The following is a 16,793-nucleotide window of genomic DNA, read 5'->3' as shown; positions in this document are numbered from 1 at the left end:
TTAGTGGGCGACGGCGGCGGCGCCGTGTTCGTCGATCAGTGCGCCGTTGTAGAAGCGGTCCATGGAGAACGGCGCGGCCAATGGGTGCATTTCGCCTTTGGCCAGGCTCGCGGCGAAGACGTTGCCCGAACCCGGGGTCGCCTTGAAGCCGCCAGTCCCCCAACCGCAGTTGAAGAACAGGTTCTTGACCGGCGTCTTGGTGATGATCGGGCAGGCGTCTGGCGAGGTATCGACGATGCCGCCCCACTGGCGGTTCATGCGAACACGCGAGAGGTTGGGGAACATTTCGACGATGGCCTGCAGGGTGTGCTCGATCACCGGGTACGAACCGCGCTGGCCGTAGCCGACCCAGCCGTCGATACCGGCGCCGATCACCAGGTCGCCCTTATCGGACTGGCTGATGTAGCCGTGTACGGCGTTGGACATGATCACGCTGTCGATGATCGGCTTGATCGGCTCGGAGACCAGCGCCTGCAGCGGGTGCGATTCCAGCGGCAGGCGGAAGCCGGCCAGCTTGGCCATGTGCCCGGAGTTACCGGCGGTGACCACGCCGACGCGCTTGGCGCCGATGAAGCCTTTGTTGGTTTCCACGCCGATGACCGCGCCGTTTTCCTTGCGAAAGCCAATCACTTCGGTCTGCTGGATCAGGTCCACGCCCAGGGCATCGGCGGCACGGGCAAAGCCCCAGGCCACGGCGTCGTGGCGGGCCACGCCACCACGGCGCTGAACGGTGGCGCCAAGGATCGGGTAGCGGGTGTTCTTGGAGCAGTCCAGGTACGGGATTTCGGCCGCAACCTGGGCAGTGTTCAGCAGCTCGCCATCGACGCCGTTGAGGCGGTTGGCGCTGACACGGCGCTCGGAATCACGCATGTCCTGCAGGGTGTGGCACAGGTTGTAGACGCCGCGCTGGGAGAACATCACGTTGTAGTTGAGGTCCTGGGACAGGCCCTCCCACAGTTTCATGGCGTGCTCGTACAGGTGCGCCGACTCGTCCCACAGGTAGTTGGAACGCACGATGGTGGTGTTACGGGCGGTGTTGCCGCCGCCCAGGTAACCCTTCTCGATCACCGCGACGTTGGTGATGCCGTGTTCCTTGGCCAGGTAGTAGGCCGTGGCCAGGCCATGGCCGCCACCGCCGACGATGACCACGTCATAGACCTTTTTCGGGGTCGGCGTGCGCCACATGCGCTGCCAGTTCTCGTGGTGGCTGAGGGAGTGCTTGAAAAGGCCGAAGCCCGAGTAGCGTTGCATGTTCGTTTACTCCACTCAGCGGTAAACAGGGAAGTCAGCGCACAGCGCCGCGACGTTCTTCGCCACATCGGCTTCGACGTCGGCGTCACCGAGGTTGTCGAGGATGTCGCAGATCCAGCCGGCCAGGGCGACACATTGCGCTACCTTGAAGCCGCGGCTAGTGACGGCCGGGGTACCGATGCGCAGGCCGGAGGTGACGAACGGCGACTGCGGGTCGTTCGGCACGGCGTTCTTGTTGACGGTGATGTGCGCGCGGCCCAGGGCGGCGTCGGCATCTTTGCCGGTCAGGCCCTGGCGAATCAGGCTGACCAGGAACAGGTGGTTGTCGGTACCGCCGGAGACCACGTCGTAGCCGCGGTCGATGAATACCTGAGCCATGGCCTGGGCGTTTTCGATCACTTGCTTCTGGTAAGCCTTGAAGCCTGGCTCCAGCGCTTCCTTGAAGCACACGGCCTTGGCGGCGATCACGTGCATCAGCGGGCCGCCCTGGGCGCCCGGGAATACGGCGGCGTTGAGTTTCTTCTCGATCTCTTCGTTGGCCTTGGCCAGGATCAGGCCGCCACGTGGACCGCGCAGGGTCTTGTGGGTGGTGGTGGTGACCACATCGGCGAACGGGATCGGGTTCGGGTACAGGCCTGCGGCAACCAGGCCGGCAACGTGGGCCATGTCGACGAACAGGTAGGCACCCACCTTGTCGGCAATGGCGCGGAAGCGTGGGAAGTCGAGGGTCTTGGAGTAGGCCGAGAAGCCGGCAACGATCATCTTCGGCTTGTGCTCGACAGCCAGGCGCTCGACTTCGTCGTAGTCGATCAGGCCGGTAGTGGTATCGATGCCGTACTGCACAGCGTTGTACAGCTTGCCCGAGGACGACACCTTGGCGCCGTGGGTCAGGTGGCCGCCGTGGGCCAGGCTCATGCCGAGGATGGTGTCACCGGCCTGCAGCAGGGCCAGGTAGACCGCGCCGTTGGCCGAAGAACCGGAGTGCGGCTGGACGTTGGCGTAGTCGGCGCCGAACAGCTGCTTGGCGCGCTCGATGGCCAGGGCCTCGACTTTGTCGACGTGCTCGCAGCCACCGTAGTAGCGCTTGCCCGGGTAGCCTTCGGCGTACTTGTTGGTCAGGCCGCTGCCCTGGGCCTGCATCACGCGCTTGGAGGTGTAGTTTTCCGAGGCGATCAGCTCGATGTGGTCCTCCTGGCGCTGTTCTTCGGCATTCATCGCCACCAGCAGTGCATCGTCATAACCCTGGATCTGGTCTTGCTTGCTGAACATCGTGTATCTCCCGGCAGCGATCGATTTTTGTCGTGGGGCACTGTGGCCCTTTGTGGCGATGTTATGACTGGCCGGGGCGGGTCAGATGCCTGCGCACGCCTTGCAATGGCGCGTTTACGACATTGGCATTTGTGTTGTTCATGCCGGCCTCTCGCGGATAAATCCGCTCCTACGGACGATGTGTCGTTTGCAGGCGCGGATTTATCCGCGAAGGGCCGGAACCGGCAGCTTGTATAGGCAACCGTTTCAGCAATGGTTTAGAGTGCTGTTCTGCGTCGTTCACAGGACAGTGTCATGACAGACAAGAGCCAACAATTCGCCAGCGACAACTATTCCGGCATCTGCCCCGAAGCCTGGGCGGCAATGGAAAAGGCCAACCACGGCCACGACCGCGCCTACGGCGACGACCAGTGGACCGAGCGTGCATCGGAGTACTTCCGCAACCTGTTCGAAACCGACTGCGAGGTGTTCTTCGCCTTCAACGGCACCGCCGCCAACTCCCTGGCCCTGGCCTCGCTGTGCCAGAGCTACCACAGCGTGATCTGCTCCGAAACCGCCCACGTCGAAACCGACGAATGCGGCGCGCCAGAGTTCTTCTCCAACGGCTCCAAGCTGCTGACTGCGCCCAGCGTCAATGGCAAGCTGACGCCCGAGTCGATCCGCGAAGTGGCACTCAAGCGCCAGGACATCCACTACCCCAAGCCACGCGTGGTCACCATCACCCAGGCCACCGAAGTCGGCACCGTCTACCGCCCCGACGAGCTCAGGGCGATCAGCGCCACCTGCAAGGAGCTGGGCCTGAACCTGCACATGGACGGCGCGCGCTTCACCAATGCCTGCGCCTTCCTTGGCTGCAGCCCGGCCGAGCTGACCTGGAAGGCCGGCGTCGATGTGCTGTGCTTTGGCGGCACCAAGAACGGCATGGCGGTGGGCGAGGCGATCCTGTTCTTCAACCGCCAGCTGGCCGAGGACTTCGACTACCGCTGCAAGCAGGCCGGTCAGCTGGCGTCGAAGATGCGCTTTTTGTCGGCGCCGTGGGTCGGGCTGCTGGAAGATGGCGCCTGGCTGCGCCATGGCCGCCACGCCAACCGTTGCGCGCAATTGCTGGCCTCGCTGGTGAGTGACCTGCCGGGGGTAGAGCTGATGTTTCCGGTGGAGGCCAACGGGGTGTTCCTGCAGATGCCGGAGCCTGCCATTGAAGCGCTGCGCAACAAGGGCTGGCGGTTCTATACCTTCATCGGTAGCGGCGGTGCGCGGTTCATGTGTTCGTGGGATACCGAGGAAGAACGGGTGCGTGAACTGGCGGCGGATATCCGTAGCATCATCACTGCCTGACAGGCCATGTTCGCGGGTAAGCCCGCTTCCCCAGGTGCCGCGTCGACCTTGAGGTTGACGCCCAACCTGTGGGGGCGGGTTCACCCGCGTAGAAGCCAACCCCGATCTACAGCTTGAACCCACCCATCTGCCGCGCCAGGTCATCAGCCAGGCCACGCAGCGCCTGGCACTCCTCCCGGCACCCTTGCACCTCGGCCGCCGTCTCCCGGGCCAAATCGGAAATCCCCTGCACCGTCCGGTTGATCTCTTCGGTCACCGCTGACTGCTCTTCGGTCGCCGTGGCCACCTGGTGGTTCATGTCGCTGATGTGCTCGACCTGGTCGGTAATCGCGCCCAAGGACGCGCCAGTACGCTGGCTGGATGCCACACCACTGCCAGTCGCCTGCTGCCCCGCCTGCATCGAACTCACGGCAGAACCCGCCCCCTGCTTGAGGCGCTGGATCATCTGCTGCACTTCATCGGTGGACAGCTGTGTACGCCGGGCCAACGTCCTCACTTCGTCAGCCACCACGGCAAACCCACGCCCCATCTCCCCTGCCCTGGCCGCCTCGATGGCTGCGTTCAGCGCCAACAGGTTGGTCTGTTCGGAAATACTGCGAATCACCGCCAACACCTGGTCGATCGAGGCCACTTCATCGGCCAGCTGGCTGACCGCATCGGCTGCCTTGCCGATATCCCCGGACATGCCCTCGATTCCCTGGATCGAGCGCCGTACCACTTCGCGCGCCTGCAGGGCCTCATCCCGCGCCGATTGCGATGCCTGCGCCGCATCGCCAGCATTGCGGGCGATGTCTTGTACCGTCAGGCCCATCTCGTGCACGGCGGTGGCGACCATCTCGGTCATTTCCTGCTGCCGACCAGAGCGCTCGGCGGTGTTGTTCACCACCTGGGTCACCTGCTCTACTGACTGGTGCAGGCGGTCGCTGGTGCGCAACACTTCGCCGATCAGGCCACGCTGGCTGTCGAGGAAGCGATTGAAGCCACGGGCCAGATCGCCCAGTTCATCCTGACGGGCATCGTCCAGCCGGTGGCTGAGGTCGCCACCGCCACTGCCGATCTGTACCAGCGCGGCGGTGACGCGGCGGATCGGGCGCACCAGGCCACGCGCCAGCAGCACCACCAGCAGCAGCGACACAAGGGCCACGCTGCCGCCGACCAGGCTGGTCAGCCCCACCGTCTGGTGCATCTGCGCGTAAATTTCCTCCTCCGGTACCTCGGCCACCAAGGTCCAGTTGAGGTCGCGCAGAGGCAGGCCGAGCGCCAGGTAGCTTTCACCGTCGCGGTTGAAGCGCCTACTGCGCAGGCTTTCACCACCGGTCATCACCGCCTTGGCAGCTTCTGCGCCGAGTTGTTCGGCGAGCTGACGCTTGCCGCTGAAGGCCGCGTCCGGGTGCACCTGGATCAGGCCGTCATTGCGCACCAGGAAGACTCTGCCGTGCTCACCGAAACTGAAGTCGTGGATGCGTTTCGACAGTTCGGTCATGCGCAGGCCCATGCCGGCCACGCCAACCAGCTTGCCGGCCTTTTCCACGCGGTAGTCGATGAACAATGCCAGTTCACCCGTGGCGTGATCGATGTCGATATTCACCAGGCGTTCGGCGCCGCTATCGATGTAGCCGTAGAACCATTTGTCATTGGGGTTGCCGCGGCTGAGCACACGATCCAGGCCATTCTCGTTGTAGTAGTTGCCCGTTTCGGTCGAGGCGAACAACGTGGTGAACGCATGGTTGCGTTGCTTGGCGGCCTGCAGGTATTCGAGGAATTGCGGGGCTTGACCGGGGTCTTCGCCAGCGGCAAGCCAATCGCGCAGCAGCGTATTACCGGCAATGTCGGCGGCCGCCACCAGAGGCTGGCCGAGCATGCGCTCGATGTCGTTGCGGATGGCTTCGATGCTGGCCGGCAATGCGGTGTCGACCAGGTAACGTTCGGTCAGGCGGTTGAGTGCCACCGTGAAGATGATCACCACCACCAGGATGCTCGCCAGCAGGGCGGCGCCCATGCTTGCAATCAATTGCCACTGGATGCTCTTACGCCAGATACGCATGCCCCTGCTCCCCGCTAATTATTGTTTTGCGGGAAGTGTATACACTTGCGTATTCAGTTAATCCAGTGATCTGGAACAATGGGGTCGCACCGCGACCCCGAAGATGCGTCAGGACTCAGCGATTGTCTTGACGATGGCATCCACCGTGGCGTCGATCTGCGCCTGGGTACGCTCGAGGGTCTGCTGATGTTCCTTTTGCAGTTCGACCTGCTTGGAACACAGGTTCAGCGCGGCCAGCACCAGCAGCTTGTCGCCGATCAGGGTCGGGTACTGGCGTTTGGTCTCGCTCAGCGCGGTGTTGAGCATCCGCACGGCCTGGGCCAGGGTTTCTTCCTGGCCTGCGGGCGCCTTGATCGAATAGTCGCTGCCAAGAATCGACACGACATTGATCGGCTGCGCTTGCAGTCTCATGCGCCGACGACGCCAGCGCTGGCGCGGTCAACCAGCGCCTGGATGCGCGCGGCGGTGGCGCCGTGCTTCTCTTCCTGCTCCATCAGCGACAGTTGCAGGGTTTCGTTTTCTTCCTTGGCCTGGGCCAGTGCCTGGTCGAGGGCGGTGTTCTGCTCGGTGAGTTGAGCGTTTTTCTGCATCAGGTCGCTGACCAGTTGCTCGAGTTGATTCAGGGAGGCTTCCAGCATGGGTCTATCTCGGGTTGTTGCAAAGGGCGCACACGATAAAGAAAAGCGTGAGCCCCCGCCATTAAATATCGGATTCTCAAGGTTTCTAACCCGCAGATTGACAGGGTATCTGGCCCCTTGTTCCGACCTGGATCAACCGCCGGTCAGGTAATGGGCCAGCGCGCTGAAAAGTTTCATGGGGTCATCCTCAAGACTGTTCAGTCACGACCGATAGACAGGTAGGTCATATTCCGTCGCATGGACCGCGCCACCCCACCCAGCCTGGACTCTCTCCATGTCACTACGCAACATGAACATTGCACCGCGCGCGTTGCTCGGGTTCGCTCTGATCGGCGCGCTCATGCTCGGCCTCGGTATCTTCTCGCTCATGCAGATGGGCAACATCCGACAGGCCGGCGTAACCATTGAAGTCAACAGCGTGCCCAGCATCAAGACGCTCGACGAACTGGCTGCGCTCAACCTGCGCCTGCGCTCATTGTCCTACCGGCTGCTGCTCAACCGCGAAGCGGAAACCCAGCGCGACACCCTCAACCTGCTGGACCAGCGCAACGCCCAGATCGACCGCGCCCGCCAGGCCTACCTGCCAATGATCACCGCAGCCGACGAGCGTGCCGCCTTCGAGCAGTACACCCAGCTGCTCAACCAGTACCGCCAGCTCGAGTCGCGCATGCGCAGCCTGAGCCAGGCCGACCGCCTCGACGAATTGCGTGACTTGCTCAACCGCGACCTGCTGGCCAATTCCGAGCAGATCAACAAGGTCATGGAGACTCTGGTGCAGATCAACACCGAGCAGACCCGCGCCACCAACGCAACCGCCGCCCAGCAGTACGACACCGCGTTCGCCCTGGTAATCGGCCTGTTGATTGCCGCCACGGCGCTGACCTTCCTCTGCGCCTTCCTGCTGACCCGCAGCATCGTCAAGCCGATCGAAGAAGCGCTGCAGGCCGCCGAGCAGGTGGCCGACGGCGACCTGACCAAAGTCATCCGCGCCGAAGGCAGCGACGAAGCAGCCCGCCTGCAGCGCGCCATGGCGCGCATGCAGGACAAGCTGCGCGACACCCTGCAACTGATCGCCGGTTCCGCCACCCAGCTGGCCTCCGCAGCCGAGGAATTGAACTGCGTCACCGACGAAAGCGCACGCGGCCTGCAGCAGCAGAACAACGAAATCGAACAGGCGGCTACTGCCGTCACCGAGATGACCAGTGCCGTGGAAGAAGTGGCGCGCAACGCGGTCAGCACTTCGGAAGCGTCAAGCGAAGCCAGCCGTTCCGCCGGCGACGGTCGTGACCTGGTCATGGAAACCGTGGGTGCCATCGAGCGCATGAGCGGCGACGTACAAGCCACCGCCAGGCTGATCACCCACCTGGCCGAACAGTCGCGTGATATCGGTAAGGTGCTCGACGTGATCCGCGGCCTGGCCGACCAGACCAACCTGCTGGCGCTGAACGCGGCGATCGAAGCGGCGCGTGCCGGTGAGGCCGGGCGGGGGTTTGCCGTGGTGGCGGATGAAGTGCGGGCGCTGGCGCACCGCACCCAGCAGTCGACCAGCGAGATCGAGCGCATGATCGGCAGCATCCAGGGCGGTACCGAAGAGGCGGTGGAATCGATGCGCACCAGCACCGAGCGCGCCGAATCGACGCTGAATATCGCCAAGGGTGCGGGCATGGCGCTGGATACCATTGCCGGGGCTGTGGCGCAGATCAACGAGCGTAACCTGGTCATTGCCAGTGCAGCGGAAGAGCAGGCTCAGGTGGCGCGTGAAGTGGATCGCAACCTGGTGAACATCAATGACCTGTCGGTGCAGAGTGCGACCGGGGCGCATCAGACCAGCGCAGCGAGTGCCGAGCTGTCGCGCCTGGCCGTTGACTTGAACGGGTTGGTGGCGCGCTTCCGTACCTGACGTCAAGAAACCGGGGCCGCTTTGCGGCCCATCGCGGCTGAAGGCCGCTCCTGCAAGAGAACGCGTAACCCTGCAGGAGCGGCCTTCAGCCCCGGCAATCTCGGATCAGTAATCGATCCGCACATCCCCCTTCGGCACACTGCAGCACGACAGGATGTAGCCCTCGGCTTCGTCGTCCTCGGTAATCCCGCCGTTGTGTTCCATCTCCACTTCGCCGCCCAGCTTGAGCACCTTGCAGGTCCCGCAGATGCCCATGCCACAGGCTTTCGGGATCATCAGGCCAACCTTCGCTGCTGCCGCATGCACGGTTTCGCCCGGGGCGACGCGGATGCTTTTCTCGCTGCCGATGAACTCCACCAGGTTGAGGTCCGAAGCATCCACTTCCGGTGCGTCGGCCGCCTGCTCGGCATGCTCCACGGCATCGGCCTTGGCCTCGGGGGGCGTCGCGCCGAACGACTCCTCGTGGTAGTTCTTCATGTCGAAGCCGACCGCTTCGAGCATGCGCTTGACCGCTGTCATGTACGGCGTCGGGCCGCAGCAGAACACCACACGCTCCATGTAGTCCGGCGCAATCAGCTCCATCAGGCGCTGGTTGAGATAACCGCGGTAGCCCGCCCAAGGTTCACCCAGCCCATGCTTCTCGCAGATGATGTGCAGGCTGAAGTTGGGAATGCGCGACGCCATCTGTTCCAGCTCGCGGTGGTAGATGATGTCCTTCGGCGAACGGGCGCTGTGCACGAACACCATGTCGACGTTGGCGTTGGTGTCATAGAACCAGCGCGCCATCGACATTACCGGGGTGATGCCCACGCCACCGGAGAGGTACAGGACCTTGCCCGCCGGGAAGTCGATGGCGTTGAACAAGCCCACCGGGCCGTGCACCGGCAGCTCGGCGCCTTCGTGCATGGTGTCGTGGAGGAAGTTGGACACCAACCCGCCCGGCACGCGCTTGACGGTGATCGAGAAGCTGTAGGGCACCGATGGCGAGCTGGAGATGGTGTACGAACGCATCACTGGCTTGCCTTCGATCTCCAGCTCCAGGGTGACGAACTGCCCGGGCTTGAAGAAGAACATGATTGGCTGGTCGGCCATGAAGCAGAACGTGCGCACGTCCCAGGTCTCCTGGATGACCTTGACGCAGCGCACGATGTGGCGGCCATTGGCCCAGGTCTGGGTGGTGACCGGATTGAGGAAGGTATCGGACATGTTCATCTCCAGCGGCCGATTCTGGCCCTTTTCATGGCTCCGATAATGCGCATCCCGTGAGCGACGTACATTCCTGCCAGCGACATCGGCGTGCTTATCGCGACCAGCCCCGCGCTGCAAGGGCTGGCGCGTCGTAATTCAAATCGGCCATGTCGCCCATGGATACGGTTCGTGGCGTCTTCGGACGCACACTCCACGGCAAAACAACCAGCTGTTTGCTGACAAGCAGCCTTGCGGCACCACAACAACGATTAGCCACCTTTTGCCGGCCGCACACGGCCCCGAGGAATCAACGATGGACGTCACCGCAACCCTGAGCCTGGGCGATCCACTGGAACCTGCACGCAAGGCCACCGCCGAAATGCTGCAGACCCGCGAGCGCACCTACTCGCTGCCCCAGCCGTTCTACACCGACGAGCGTCTGTTCCAGATCGACATGCAGGAGATCTTCCAGAAGGAATGGCTGATCGCCGGCATGACCTGCGAGATCCCGGCCAAGGGCAACTACATCACCCTGCAGATCGGCAACAACCCGATCCTCGTGGTACGGGGTGCCGAAGGCAAGGTGCACGCCTTCCATAACGTCTGCCGCCACCGCGGTTCGCGTCTGTGCGTGAGCGACAAGGGCAAGGTGGCCAAGCTGGTCTGCCACTACCACCAGTGGACCTACGAGCTGGACGGTCGCCTGCTGTTCGCCGGCACCGAAATGGGCGCCGATTTCGACATGAAGCAATACGGCCTCAAGCCTGTGCACGTGAAGGTATCCGGCGGCTACATCTTCATCAGCCTGGCAGAAAACCCGCCTGCCATCGACGAGTTCCTGGCCACCCTGGACCACTACATGGAACCGTACGACATGGAGAACACCAAGGTGGCGGTGCAGACCACCTTGATGGAAAAGGCCAACTGGAAGCTGGTGCTGGAAAACAACCGCGAGTGCTACCACTGCTCCGGTTCGCATCCGGAGTTGCTGCAGACCCTGCTGGAATGGGACGACACCAACGACCCGCGCGCCGACCAGGCCTTCAAGGACCATGTAGCGGCCTCCGCCGCCGCCTGGGAAGCCGAAAAGATCCCGTACCTGCACAAGAGCCACGGCCTGCGTAACCGCATCGTGCGCATGCCGCTGCTCAAGGGCACCGTGTCGATGACCATGGACGGCAAGCAGGCCTGCCAGAAGCTGATGGGCCGGATCAAGAATCCAGACCTGGGCTCGATGCGCATCCTGCACCTGCCGCACTCGTGGAACCACTGCATGGGCGACCACATGATCGTGTTCACCGTGTGGCCGATCAGTGCCCAGGAAACCATGGTCACCACCAAATGGCTGGTGCACAAGGACGCCGTCGAGGGTGTGGATTACGACCCTGAGCACATGCGCAAGGTGTGGGACGCCACCAACGACCAGGACCGCCGCCTGGCCGAAGAGAACCAGCGGGGGATCAACTCCACCGCGTACCAGCCAGGGCCGTACTCGAAGACTTACGAGTTTGGCGTGGTCAACTTCATCGACTGGTACAGCCAGCGGGTGTTGAACAACCTGGGGGCGGAGCCGGCGGCGTACCTCAAGGAAGTGCAGGCGCAGTAAGCTGAACAGATCCAGGGGCGGCGACTGCCGCCCTGGACACAGTGCACGTCAGAGACGGGTATTTTGTACATCAGGGGGCCTGGCCCTGACCGTGATTACAACTTCCCGGCCCTGGGCAATGGACGCTATTGAGCGTCCGATCACGCGCGCAGTACTGAGCAAGGGTGACCCTACTCGTGCCACTGCGTTTCCTGCCAGATCAAAGCCGCTCGCCCTCGCAGTGCCTCTTACGGCCAGCATCAGAAAATCCAGGGTGGAGTCTGAGCTGCGCCACAGCTGACCGATCCGTCCGGGAAGTTCAGCATAAGAAAGAGTGCTGCCCGTTCCACTGGCCATTGCAAACAGGCTGCTGGGCGGAACCGCCGACAAGGCCGCCGGAGACTGTAGCATTTCCGAAACGGTCGTTGCGCGAGTCCCCAAGGAAAGGCCATACCCCCAGAAGTCACCAATCATCGCGCCTCGGGCTACTGCAGATTGATTACCACCCTGCACTGCCTCCATGCCTCGAACAATGGTGTTGGTAACGCCCAACACACCATTACCTGCGTAGAGTGCTTGAACCGCATAGCCCACCGCATCACCAGCCGTGATCGATTCAACAGGCATGCTGCCCCGCTCTATGAAGGATGCTCTCTTGCCCTTGATCGCCAGGGAAGCCTCACCTGAAGGGTCTACCCGATTCACCGGATCGCCCGCGCAATAGGCGTAGCTATTTCTACCCCCTTTATCAAAAGGGCTAAGGCGGTCGGAGCTACACAACCTCATCAAGGTTGGGTTGTAGGCGCGACGACCGTTGCCCAAGAGGTAACAGCCGCTGATGTGATCAAGATGAGCGCCAGCGAATGACTGCCAAGGCCCTCCGACAGGGCTGAAGGCGCCATAAGGGGAATAACTGCGATGCAGGTCAGATCTGATCGACGTTGCGATACTCATCATGGCCCCCTGGAGGATTCACCTCTAACGCTAACACTCGGGCCAGCCTTCAGGAACTAGCAGAATTAACAGGGTGGGGAAGTTATCCACAAGATGAGTGCGCAGCTGGCCAACTCATCTTGGCCAAATGTCTGTGCAAATAATGATCAGTTTTCTACAGGCCTTTAAAATCAATGGATACAAGCGTTACCAAACAACTTGTCCACAGAGTGGCCAACAGACTCTGTGAGCAAATTGCGAAATGGTTCACAGGGGTGTGAGTAACTCTGTCGGCCCCTTGAAAATCAAGCGCTATGAGCACTTTCATGTAGCAATGGCTATTATTTGATCAACACGCTGTAAGGCGCGTATTCCGTGGCATCCGTAAGTTGCTGAACATATTATCCACAGAGCCGCCAACAGCGATTGTGGAAAACAGCAGAATACCTAATCTCAACTCCTGTGCAGTTCCTGCACTCAGTTTGAGCGATTTTTGACCAAACCTACGAAGCCGGCGTAATCCCTGGCCTGCAGCGAAGCACGAACACTTTACCCACACCTTGGCGAACAGATTCCGTGGGCAAAAGTCGCGGACGCCCATTATTCTACGGCCCCTGTAAGGACCCGATTCCCCGGCAAGCCGGCGAATCGGGCCGGATCACGCTCAGCGCAAAACCCCCTCTTCCACCAGCAGCTTTAGAATCGCCTCGGCGCCTTCCTGTGGAGAAACATCCTTCAATACCTTGCCACCGCCGCCGCTGGCCTTGGCCGTGGCGGCCTTCATCCGGTCCGCGCCGCTCTTGGCCTTGATCACCTTGAGCCGCTTGGGCCGTGGCCGCGCCGGTTGCAGCTCGGCATCAGCCAGCAGGTCATCCTCGACGATCGCCACATTGCGCGCTGCCAGCACGCCCCGGCGTGCCGGGCCGAAGGCGCTCTGGCGCGGCTTGGGCGCGGCGTTATCCACAGTTGCCAGCAACGGCAAGCGCACCTTCAACCGGCGCCGCTGACCGCGAGGCAGGGCTTGCAATACCTGGGCAGTACCGTTGTCGATCGACTCGACTTCGGCCAGCCCCACCACCAACGGCCAGCCAAGCTTCTCAGCCAGCAGGAACGGCAGCATGCCCGACCCTTCACCGGTCTCGGCCTGGCTGCCGGTCAGCACCAGCTGAGCGCCAGCATCGCGCAGGTAATCACCCAGCACGCCGAGCACATCGGCCCCGGCCGGCTGTTCCAGCACATCCAGGTGGTCAAGGCCCATGCCCAGGTAGGCGCGCAGCGCCTCTTCGCGCGGGTCGCCGGCATGCACCACCTGCAAGTTATCCCCAGCCAGCTGCAAGCCCAGCTCTACCGCCCGCGCATCCTGCTCGGCGCGGCGGGCGCGCCCGGAGCTGGGGTGGGCACCGATGGAAACCAGGCTGATCACTTTCGTACTCATGCTCGTGCCCTTACGCCGCGTCGCGCTGGCCGCCGCTGCGGAAGTTGCCCACAGCCTCGATCAGTGCCTGGAGAATCGCCGAACTGTCGCCAATCACCGACAGGTCGGCCCGTTTGATCATGTCGCAGCCCGGGTCCATGTTGATTGCCACCACCTTGTCGCAGGCGCCAATGCCCTGCAGGTGCTGGATCGCCCCCGAGATACCCACAGCCACGTACACCCGTGCGGTGACCCAGGTACCGGTGGCGCCGACTTGCCGGTTGCGCGGCATGAAGCCATCGTCCACCGCCACCCGTGAAGCGCCTTCGGTGGCGCCGAGGGCCGCGGTGGCCTTGTGGTACAGGTCCCAGTCCTTGACACCGTTGCCGCCCGAGACGATGAATTCGGCCTCGGCCATGGCGATGGTCGCCGGGTCGACCGCCACCGCACCCAGGTCCTCGATGCGCGACAGGCTACGCACCACGCTTGTGGACAACTCCACCGGCAGCGCTTCGTGACGGGTTTCGCTGACCGGCTCGGCACACTCCGCCGCGCCCAGGATCAGGCGTGGCACGGCGCGTTGCAGGTCTTGCTGGCCGGCACCGGCACGGCCGATGCACTGGCCATCCTTGACCTGCCACACCCGAGTCGCCGGGCGCTCGCCGAGCGACGCGCCGAGGCGCCGGCCCAGCTCGCCGCCGCCGCTGCGGCTATCGGGCAACAGCCAGTGACGCGGAGCGAACTGGTTATCCACAGCGCGCAGCCCCTGCACCCGCTGCTCCGGTGCATAACCTTCGAATGCCTCGCCATCGAGCACCAGCAGGCGATCGACACCGGCTGTGGAAAAGTTGCTTTCCTTGTGTTCGCCAAACACCACCGCCAGCACGGCGCCGTCGCTGCCGGCCAGGCCATGGGCCAAGCCCAGCAGGTCGCGGTCGTGGCTGCTCAGGCGGCCACCGACCATGTCCGGTACCACGGCGATGTAGAACGCTGGCGCCGGTACCTGGTGCAGCGGCAGCTGTACTTCGGCTGCCGCCGTACGCCGCCCGCCGACACCGGTGCCCTGCTGGGCACCGCTGCGGTCGATGCGCTTGAGCCCGGCCGGGCCGATGAAACCTGCGGCAAGCGCATGGGGGTTCTTGCGGATCAGGCCGTTGGGCCCCATCCAGCGGGTCTGTTGCGTCTGCATCGCCGCATGCAGCGGATGCAGACGGTTACGGGCGATCCACTCGGCGCGTGGGTCGCGGCGGATAATGTCGCTCATCAGTGCACCTCCGCAGGTTCGCGTTTAACCGTTGGCGACTTTGGGGCCGCAGGAGTTTCCTCTTCGATCAGCACCTCCGCCACCAGCTCGGCGAGGTCCTTGATCTGCGGGCGCGGCTCGACCACGCCTTCGAGCATCGCGGTACATTGCGGGCAACCCACGGCCACCAGCTCGGCCTGGGTCTCGCGGATGTCGTCCATGCGCATGTCAGGAATCCGCTGCTTGCCAGGGATGTCGGTGATCGGCGCACCGCCGCCACCGCCGCAGCAACGGGAACGGAAGCCCGAACGCTCCATTTCGCGCACTTCGATACCCAGTGCCTTGAGCACTTCACGCGGGGCTTCGTACTCACCGTTGTAGCGGCCCAGGTAGCACGGGTCGTGGTAGGTGACGCTGCCGCCCTTGTGCTGGCCGAGGTTCAGCTTGTTGGCCGCGATCAGTTCGGCGATGTAGGTGCTGTGGTGCAGCACCTGGTACTCACCACCCAGCGCGCCGTACTCGTTCTTCAGCACATGGAAGCTGTGCGGGTCGCAGGTGACGATGCGCTGGAACTTGTACTTGGCCAGGGTCTGGATATTGCGTTTGGCCAGTTGCTGGAAGGTCGCTTCATCACCCAGGCGGCGCGCCACGTCGCCGCTGTCGCGTTCTTCCAGGCCGAGCACGGCGAAGTCCACGCCGGAGGCCTTGAGCACCTTGACGAACGAACGCAAGGTACGCTGGTTGCGCATGTCGAAGGCGCCATCACCGACCCAGAACAGCACTTCGGTGGACTTCACCTGCGACAGCAACTGCAGGTTGAGGTCAGCCGCCCAGTTCATCCGCCCGCCGGGGGCGAAGCCGCCAGGGTTGTCGGTGGCGATCAGGTTTTCCAGCACCTCGGCGCCCTTGTTCGGGGTCGCGCCCTTTTCCAGGGTCAGGTGGCGGCGCATGTCGACGATGGCATCGACGTGCTCGATCATCATCGGGCATTCCTCGACGCAGGCGCGGCAGGTGGTGCACGACCACAGCGTCTCGGCATCGACCAAGCCGTTGACGATCGGCTGGTGCGGGTTGCCGCTGTGTTCACCCAGTGGCTTGCCTGGGTAAGGGCTGCCGGCAAAGTTGGCGTCACTGCCACCGGCCAGGCCGATGACCATGTCCTGGATGAGTTTTTTCGGGTTCAGCGGCTGGCCGGCAGCGAACGCCGGGCACATGGCTTCACATTTGCCGCACTGCACGCAGGCATCGAAGCCGAGCAGCTGGTTCCAGGTGAAATCCACCGGTTTTTCCACGCCCAGCGGCGCGTTCGGGTCTTCCAGGTCCAGCGGCTTGAGGCCGGTGGAGCGGCCGCCGCCGAAGCGTTCGGCACGGCGGTGCCAGGCCAGGTGCAGGGCACCGGCGAAGGCGTGCTTCATCGGGCCGCCCCAGGTCATGCCGAAGAACAGCTCCGACACGCCCCACAACACGCCCAGGCCGAGAATGCCGACCATCACCCAGCCGCCGGTGTTGGCCGGCAGGATGCCGGCGACCGGCAAGGTGGCGATGAAGAAGCTGGCAGCGAATACCAGCAGGCTCTTCGGCAGGCGCATCCACGGGCCCTTGGACAGGCGCGCAGGCGGGTTCAGGCGGCGCTTGAAGACAAAGATGGCGCCGCCGAACATGATCACCGTGGCCACCAGCAGCGCATAGCCGAGGATCTTGCTCTGCAGGCCGAAGCCGTGCACCAGGATCGCCAGCGCAGCCGACAGCACGAAGCCACCCGCAGTGGCCACGTGGGTCTTGGACATGTACTTGTCGCGCTCCACCACGTGGTGCAGGTCGACCAGGTAACGCCGCGGCATGGCCAGCAGGCCGCCGATCAGGTTGACCTTGGACGGCCGGCCACGTCGCCACATGCGCACCCGGCGCAGGGCGCCGAGCACTGCCAGGCCAAGGGCAGCGAACAGCAGGATGGGTAGAAGGGTGTTCAACATGGGAGACTCCCACAACAGCT

General features: G+C 63.3%; 13 protein-coding genes and 3 pseudogenes. 4 read left to right on the top strand and 12 right to left on the bottom strand.

Translation table 11 applies throughout. The features are described 5' to 3' along the window. Both L6D64_RS12560 and L6D64_RS12555 read right to left on the bottom strand, forming a co-directional pair. A complete protein-coding gene (locus L6D64_RS12560; protein ID WP_176509068.1) occupies window positions 1-1,251 on the bottom strand; it encodes a sarcosine oxidase subunit beta family protein in 1,251 nt (416 codons plus the stop codon). A 15-nt stretch (window positions 1,252-1,266) separates the two neighbouring features. Then, the gene (locus L6D64_RS12555) at window positions 1,267-2,520 is read right to left on the bottom strand and encodes a serine hydroxymethyltransferase (RefSeq protein ID WP_176509069.1); all 1,254 of its coding nucleotides are present in this window, start codon (window positions 2,518-2,520) and stop codon (window positions 1,267-1,269) included. Between the two features lie 294 nt (window positions 2,521-2,814). Here L6D64_RS12555 and L6D64_RS12550 point away from each other — a divergent pair, with 294 nt between their 5' ends. Beyond that, a complete protein-coding gene (locus L6D64_RS12550; RefSeq protein ID WP_176509070.1) occupies window positions 2,815-3,855 on the top strand; it encodes a threonine aldolase family protein in 1,041 nt (346 codons plus the stop codon). Window positions 3,856-3,961: 106 nt separating this feature from the next. Here L6D64_RS12550 and L6D64_RS28640 read toward each other — a convergent pair whose 3' ends face one another. The 4 genes and pseudogenes from L6D64_RS28640 to L6D64_RS12535 form a co-directional block, all read right to left on the bottom strand. Further along, the gene (locus L6D64_RS28640; protein ID WP_445009275.1) at window positions 3,962-4,690 is read right to left on the bottom strand and encodes a methyl-accepting chemotaxis protein; all 729 of its coding nucleotides are present in this window, start codon (window positions 4,688-4,690) and stop codon (window positions 3,962-3,964) included. Window positions 4,691-4,825: 135 nt separating this feature from the next. Next, window positions 4,826-5,854, bottom strand: a pseudogene (locus L6D64_RS28635) (HAMP domain-containing protein); the annotation flags it as partial. A 153-nt stretch (window positions 5,855-6,007) separates the two neighbouring features. After that, on the bottom strand, window positions 6,008-6,310 hold the full coding sequence (locus tag L6D64_RS12540; RefSeq protein WP_054886035.1) for a cell division protein ZapA: 303 nt from the start codon (window positions 6,308-6,310) through the stop codon (window positions 6,008-6,010). Next, complete coding sequence (locus L6D64_RS12535) at window positions 6,307-6,537, bottom strand: hypothetical protein (RefSeq protein ID WP_176509072.1); 231 nt, start codon at window positions 6,535-6,537, stop codon at window positions 6,307-6,309. The genes L6D64_RS12540 and L6D64_RS12535 overlap by 4 nt, the downstream gene beginning before the upstream one ends. 274 nt (window positions 6,538-6,811) lie before the next feature. On the opposite strand from L6D64_RS12535, the pseudogene L6D64_RS28530 reads away from it, so the two are divergent. Together L6D64_RS28530 and L6D64_RS28525 are read left to right on the top strand one after the other, a co-directional pair. Next, window positions 6,812-7,582, top strand: a pseudogene (locus tag L6D64_RS28530) (MCP four helix bundle domain-containing protein); the annotation flags it as partial. Continuing rightward, complete coding sequence (locus L6D64_RS28525; RefSeq protein WP_373874240.1) at window positions 7,565-8,437, top strand: methyl-accepting chemotaxis protein; 873 nt, start codon at window positions 7,565-7,567, stop codon at window positions 8,435-8,437. The pseudogene L6D64_RS28530 and the gene L6D64_RS28525, both read left to right, overlap by 18 nt. Before the next feature lie 105 nt (window positions 8,438-8,542). Here L6D64_RS28525 and gbcB read toward each other — a convergent pair whose 3' ends face one another. Beyond that, window positions 8,543-9,643, bottom strand: a complete 1,101-nt coding sequence (gbcB, locus tag L6D64_RS12525; RefSeq protein WP_054886038.1) for a glycine-betaine demethylase subunit GbcB — start codon at window positions 9,641-9,643, stop codon at window positions 8,543-8,545. A gap of 295 nt (window positions 9,644-9,938) precedes the next feature. On the opposite strand from gbcB, the gene gbcA reads away from it, so the two are divergent. Next, on the top strand, window positions 9,939-11,231 hold the full coding sequence (gbcA, locus tag L6D64_RS12520) for a glycine-betaine demethylase subunit GbcA (RefSeq protein WP_176509074.1): 1,293 nt from the start codon (window positions 9,939-9,941) through the stop codon (window positions 11,229-11,231). 48 nt (window positions 11,232-11,279) lie between these two features. Here gbcA and L6D64_RS12515 read toward each other — a convergent pair whose 3' ends face one another. The 5 genes and pseudogenes from L6D64_RS12515 to dgcB form a co-directional block, all read right to left on the bottom strand. After that, a complete protein-coding gene (locus L6D64_RS12515; RefSeq protein ID WP_236192463.1) occupies window positions 11,280-11,837 on the bottom strand; it encodes a hypothetical protein in 558 nt (185 codons plus the stop codon). A 114-nt stretch (window positions 11,838-11,951) separates the two neighbouring features. Further along, window positions 11,952-12,164 (bottom strand): annotated as a pseudogene (locus L6D64_RS12510) (RHS repeat-associated core domain-containing protein); the annotation flags it as partial. Between the two features lie 643 nt (window positions 12,165-12,807). After that, window positions 12,808-13,578 carry an electron transfer flavoprotein subunit beta gene (gene etfB / locus L6D64_RS12505; protein ID WP_176509076.1) on the bottom strand — a complete coding sequence of 257 codons (771 nt, stop codon included), beginning with the start codon at window positions 13,576-13,578 and terminating at the stop codon, window positions 12,808-12,810. 10 nt (window positions 13,579-13,588) lie between these two features. Beyond that, entirely contained in the window at window positions 13,589-14,821 is a 1,233-nt protein-coding gene (etfA, locus tag L6D64_RS12500; protein ID WP_176509077.1) for an electron transfer flavoprotein subunit alpha, read from the bottom strand. Continuing rightward, window positions 14,821-16,773 (bottom strand): dimethylglycine demethylation protein DgcB, encoded by a 1,953-nt coding sequence (dgcB, locus tag L6D64_RS12495; RefSeq protein ID WP_176509078.1) that lies wholly within the window; start codon window positions 16,771-16,773, stop codon window positions 14,821-14,823. Before dgcB ends, etfA begins: the two co-directional genes overlap by 1 nt. Window positions 16,774-16,793 lie beyond the last annotated feature (20 nt).

The organism is Pseudomonas urethralis, from assembly GCF_021602465.1.
Lineage (GTDB): Bacteria > Pseudomonadota > Gammaproteobacteria > Pseudomonadales > Pseudomonadaceae > Aquipseudomonas > Aquipseudomonas vlassakiae.
The sequence above is the reverse complement of the archived record's forward strand: the minus strand, read 5'-3'. Positions and strand labels throughout refer to the sequence as shown.

Coding starts and splice junctions, on each gene's coding strand:
- L6D64_RS12550 (WP_176509070.1), top strand. CDS start 2,815: ATGACAGACAAGAGCCAACAATTCGCCAGCGACAACTATTCCGGCATC.
- L6D64_RS12515 (WP_236192463.1), bottom strand. CDS start 11,837: ATGCCTGTTGAATCGATCACGGCTGGTGATGCGGTGGGCTATGCGGTT.
- dgcB (WP_176509078.1), bottom strand. CDS start 16,773: ATGTTGAACACCCTTCTACCCATCCTGCTGTTCGCTGCCCTTGGCCTG.
- L6D64_RS12540 (WP_054886035.1), bottom strand. CDS start 6,310: ATGAGACTGCAAGCGCAGCCGATCAATGTCGTGTCGATTCTTGGCAGC.
- L6D64_RS12555 (WP_176509069.1), bottom strand. CDS start 2,520: ATGTTCAGCAAGCAAGACCAGATCCAGGGTTATGACGATGCACTGCTG.
- etfB (WP_176509076.1), bottom strand. CDS start 13,578: ATGAGTACGAAAGTGATCAGCCTGGTTTCCATCGGTGCCCACCCCAGC.
- L6D64_RS28640 (WP_445009275.1), bottom strand. CDS start 4,690: ATGGTCGCCACCGCCGTGCACGAGATGGGCCTGACGGTACAAGACATC.
- L6D64_RS12560 (WP_176509068.1), bottom strand. CDS start 1,251: ATGCAACGCTACTCGGGCTTCGGCCTTTTCAAGCACTCCCTCAGCCAC.
- gbcA (WP_176509074.1), top strand. CDS start 9,939: ATGGACGTCACCGCAACCCTGAGCCTGGGCGATCCACTGGAACCTGCA.
- gbcB (WP_054886038.1), bottom strand. CDS start 9,643: ATGTCCGATACCTTCCTCAATCCGGTCACCACCCAGACCTGGGCCAAT.
- etfA (WP_176509077.1), bottom strand. CDS start 14,821: ATGAGCGACATTATCCGCCGCGACCCACGCGCCGAGTGGATCGCCCGT.
- L6D64_RS12535 (WP_176509072.1), bottom strand. CDS start 6,537: ATGCTGGAAGCCTCCCTGAATCAACTCGAGCAACTGGTCAGCGACCTG.
- L6D64_RS28525 (WP_373874240.1), top strand. CDS start 7,565: ATGGCGCGCATGCAGGACAAGCTGCGCGACACCCTGCAACTGATCGCC.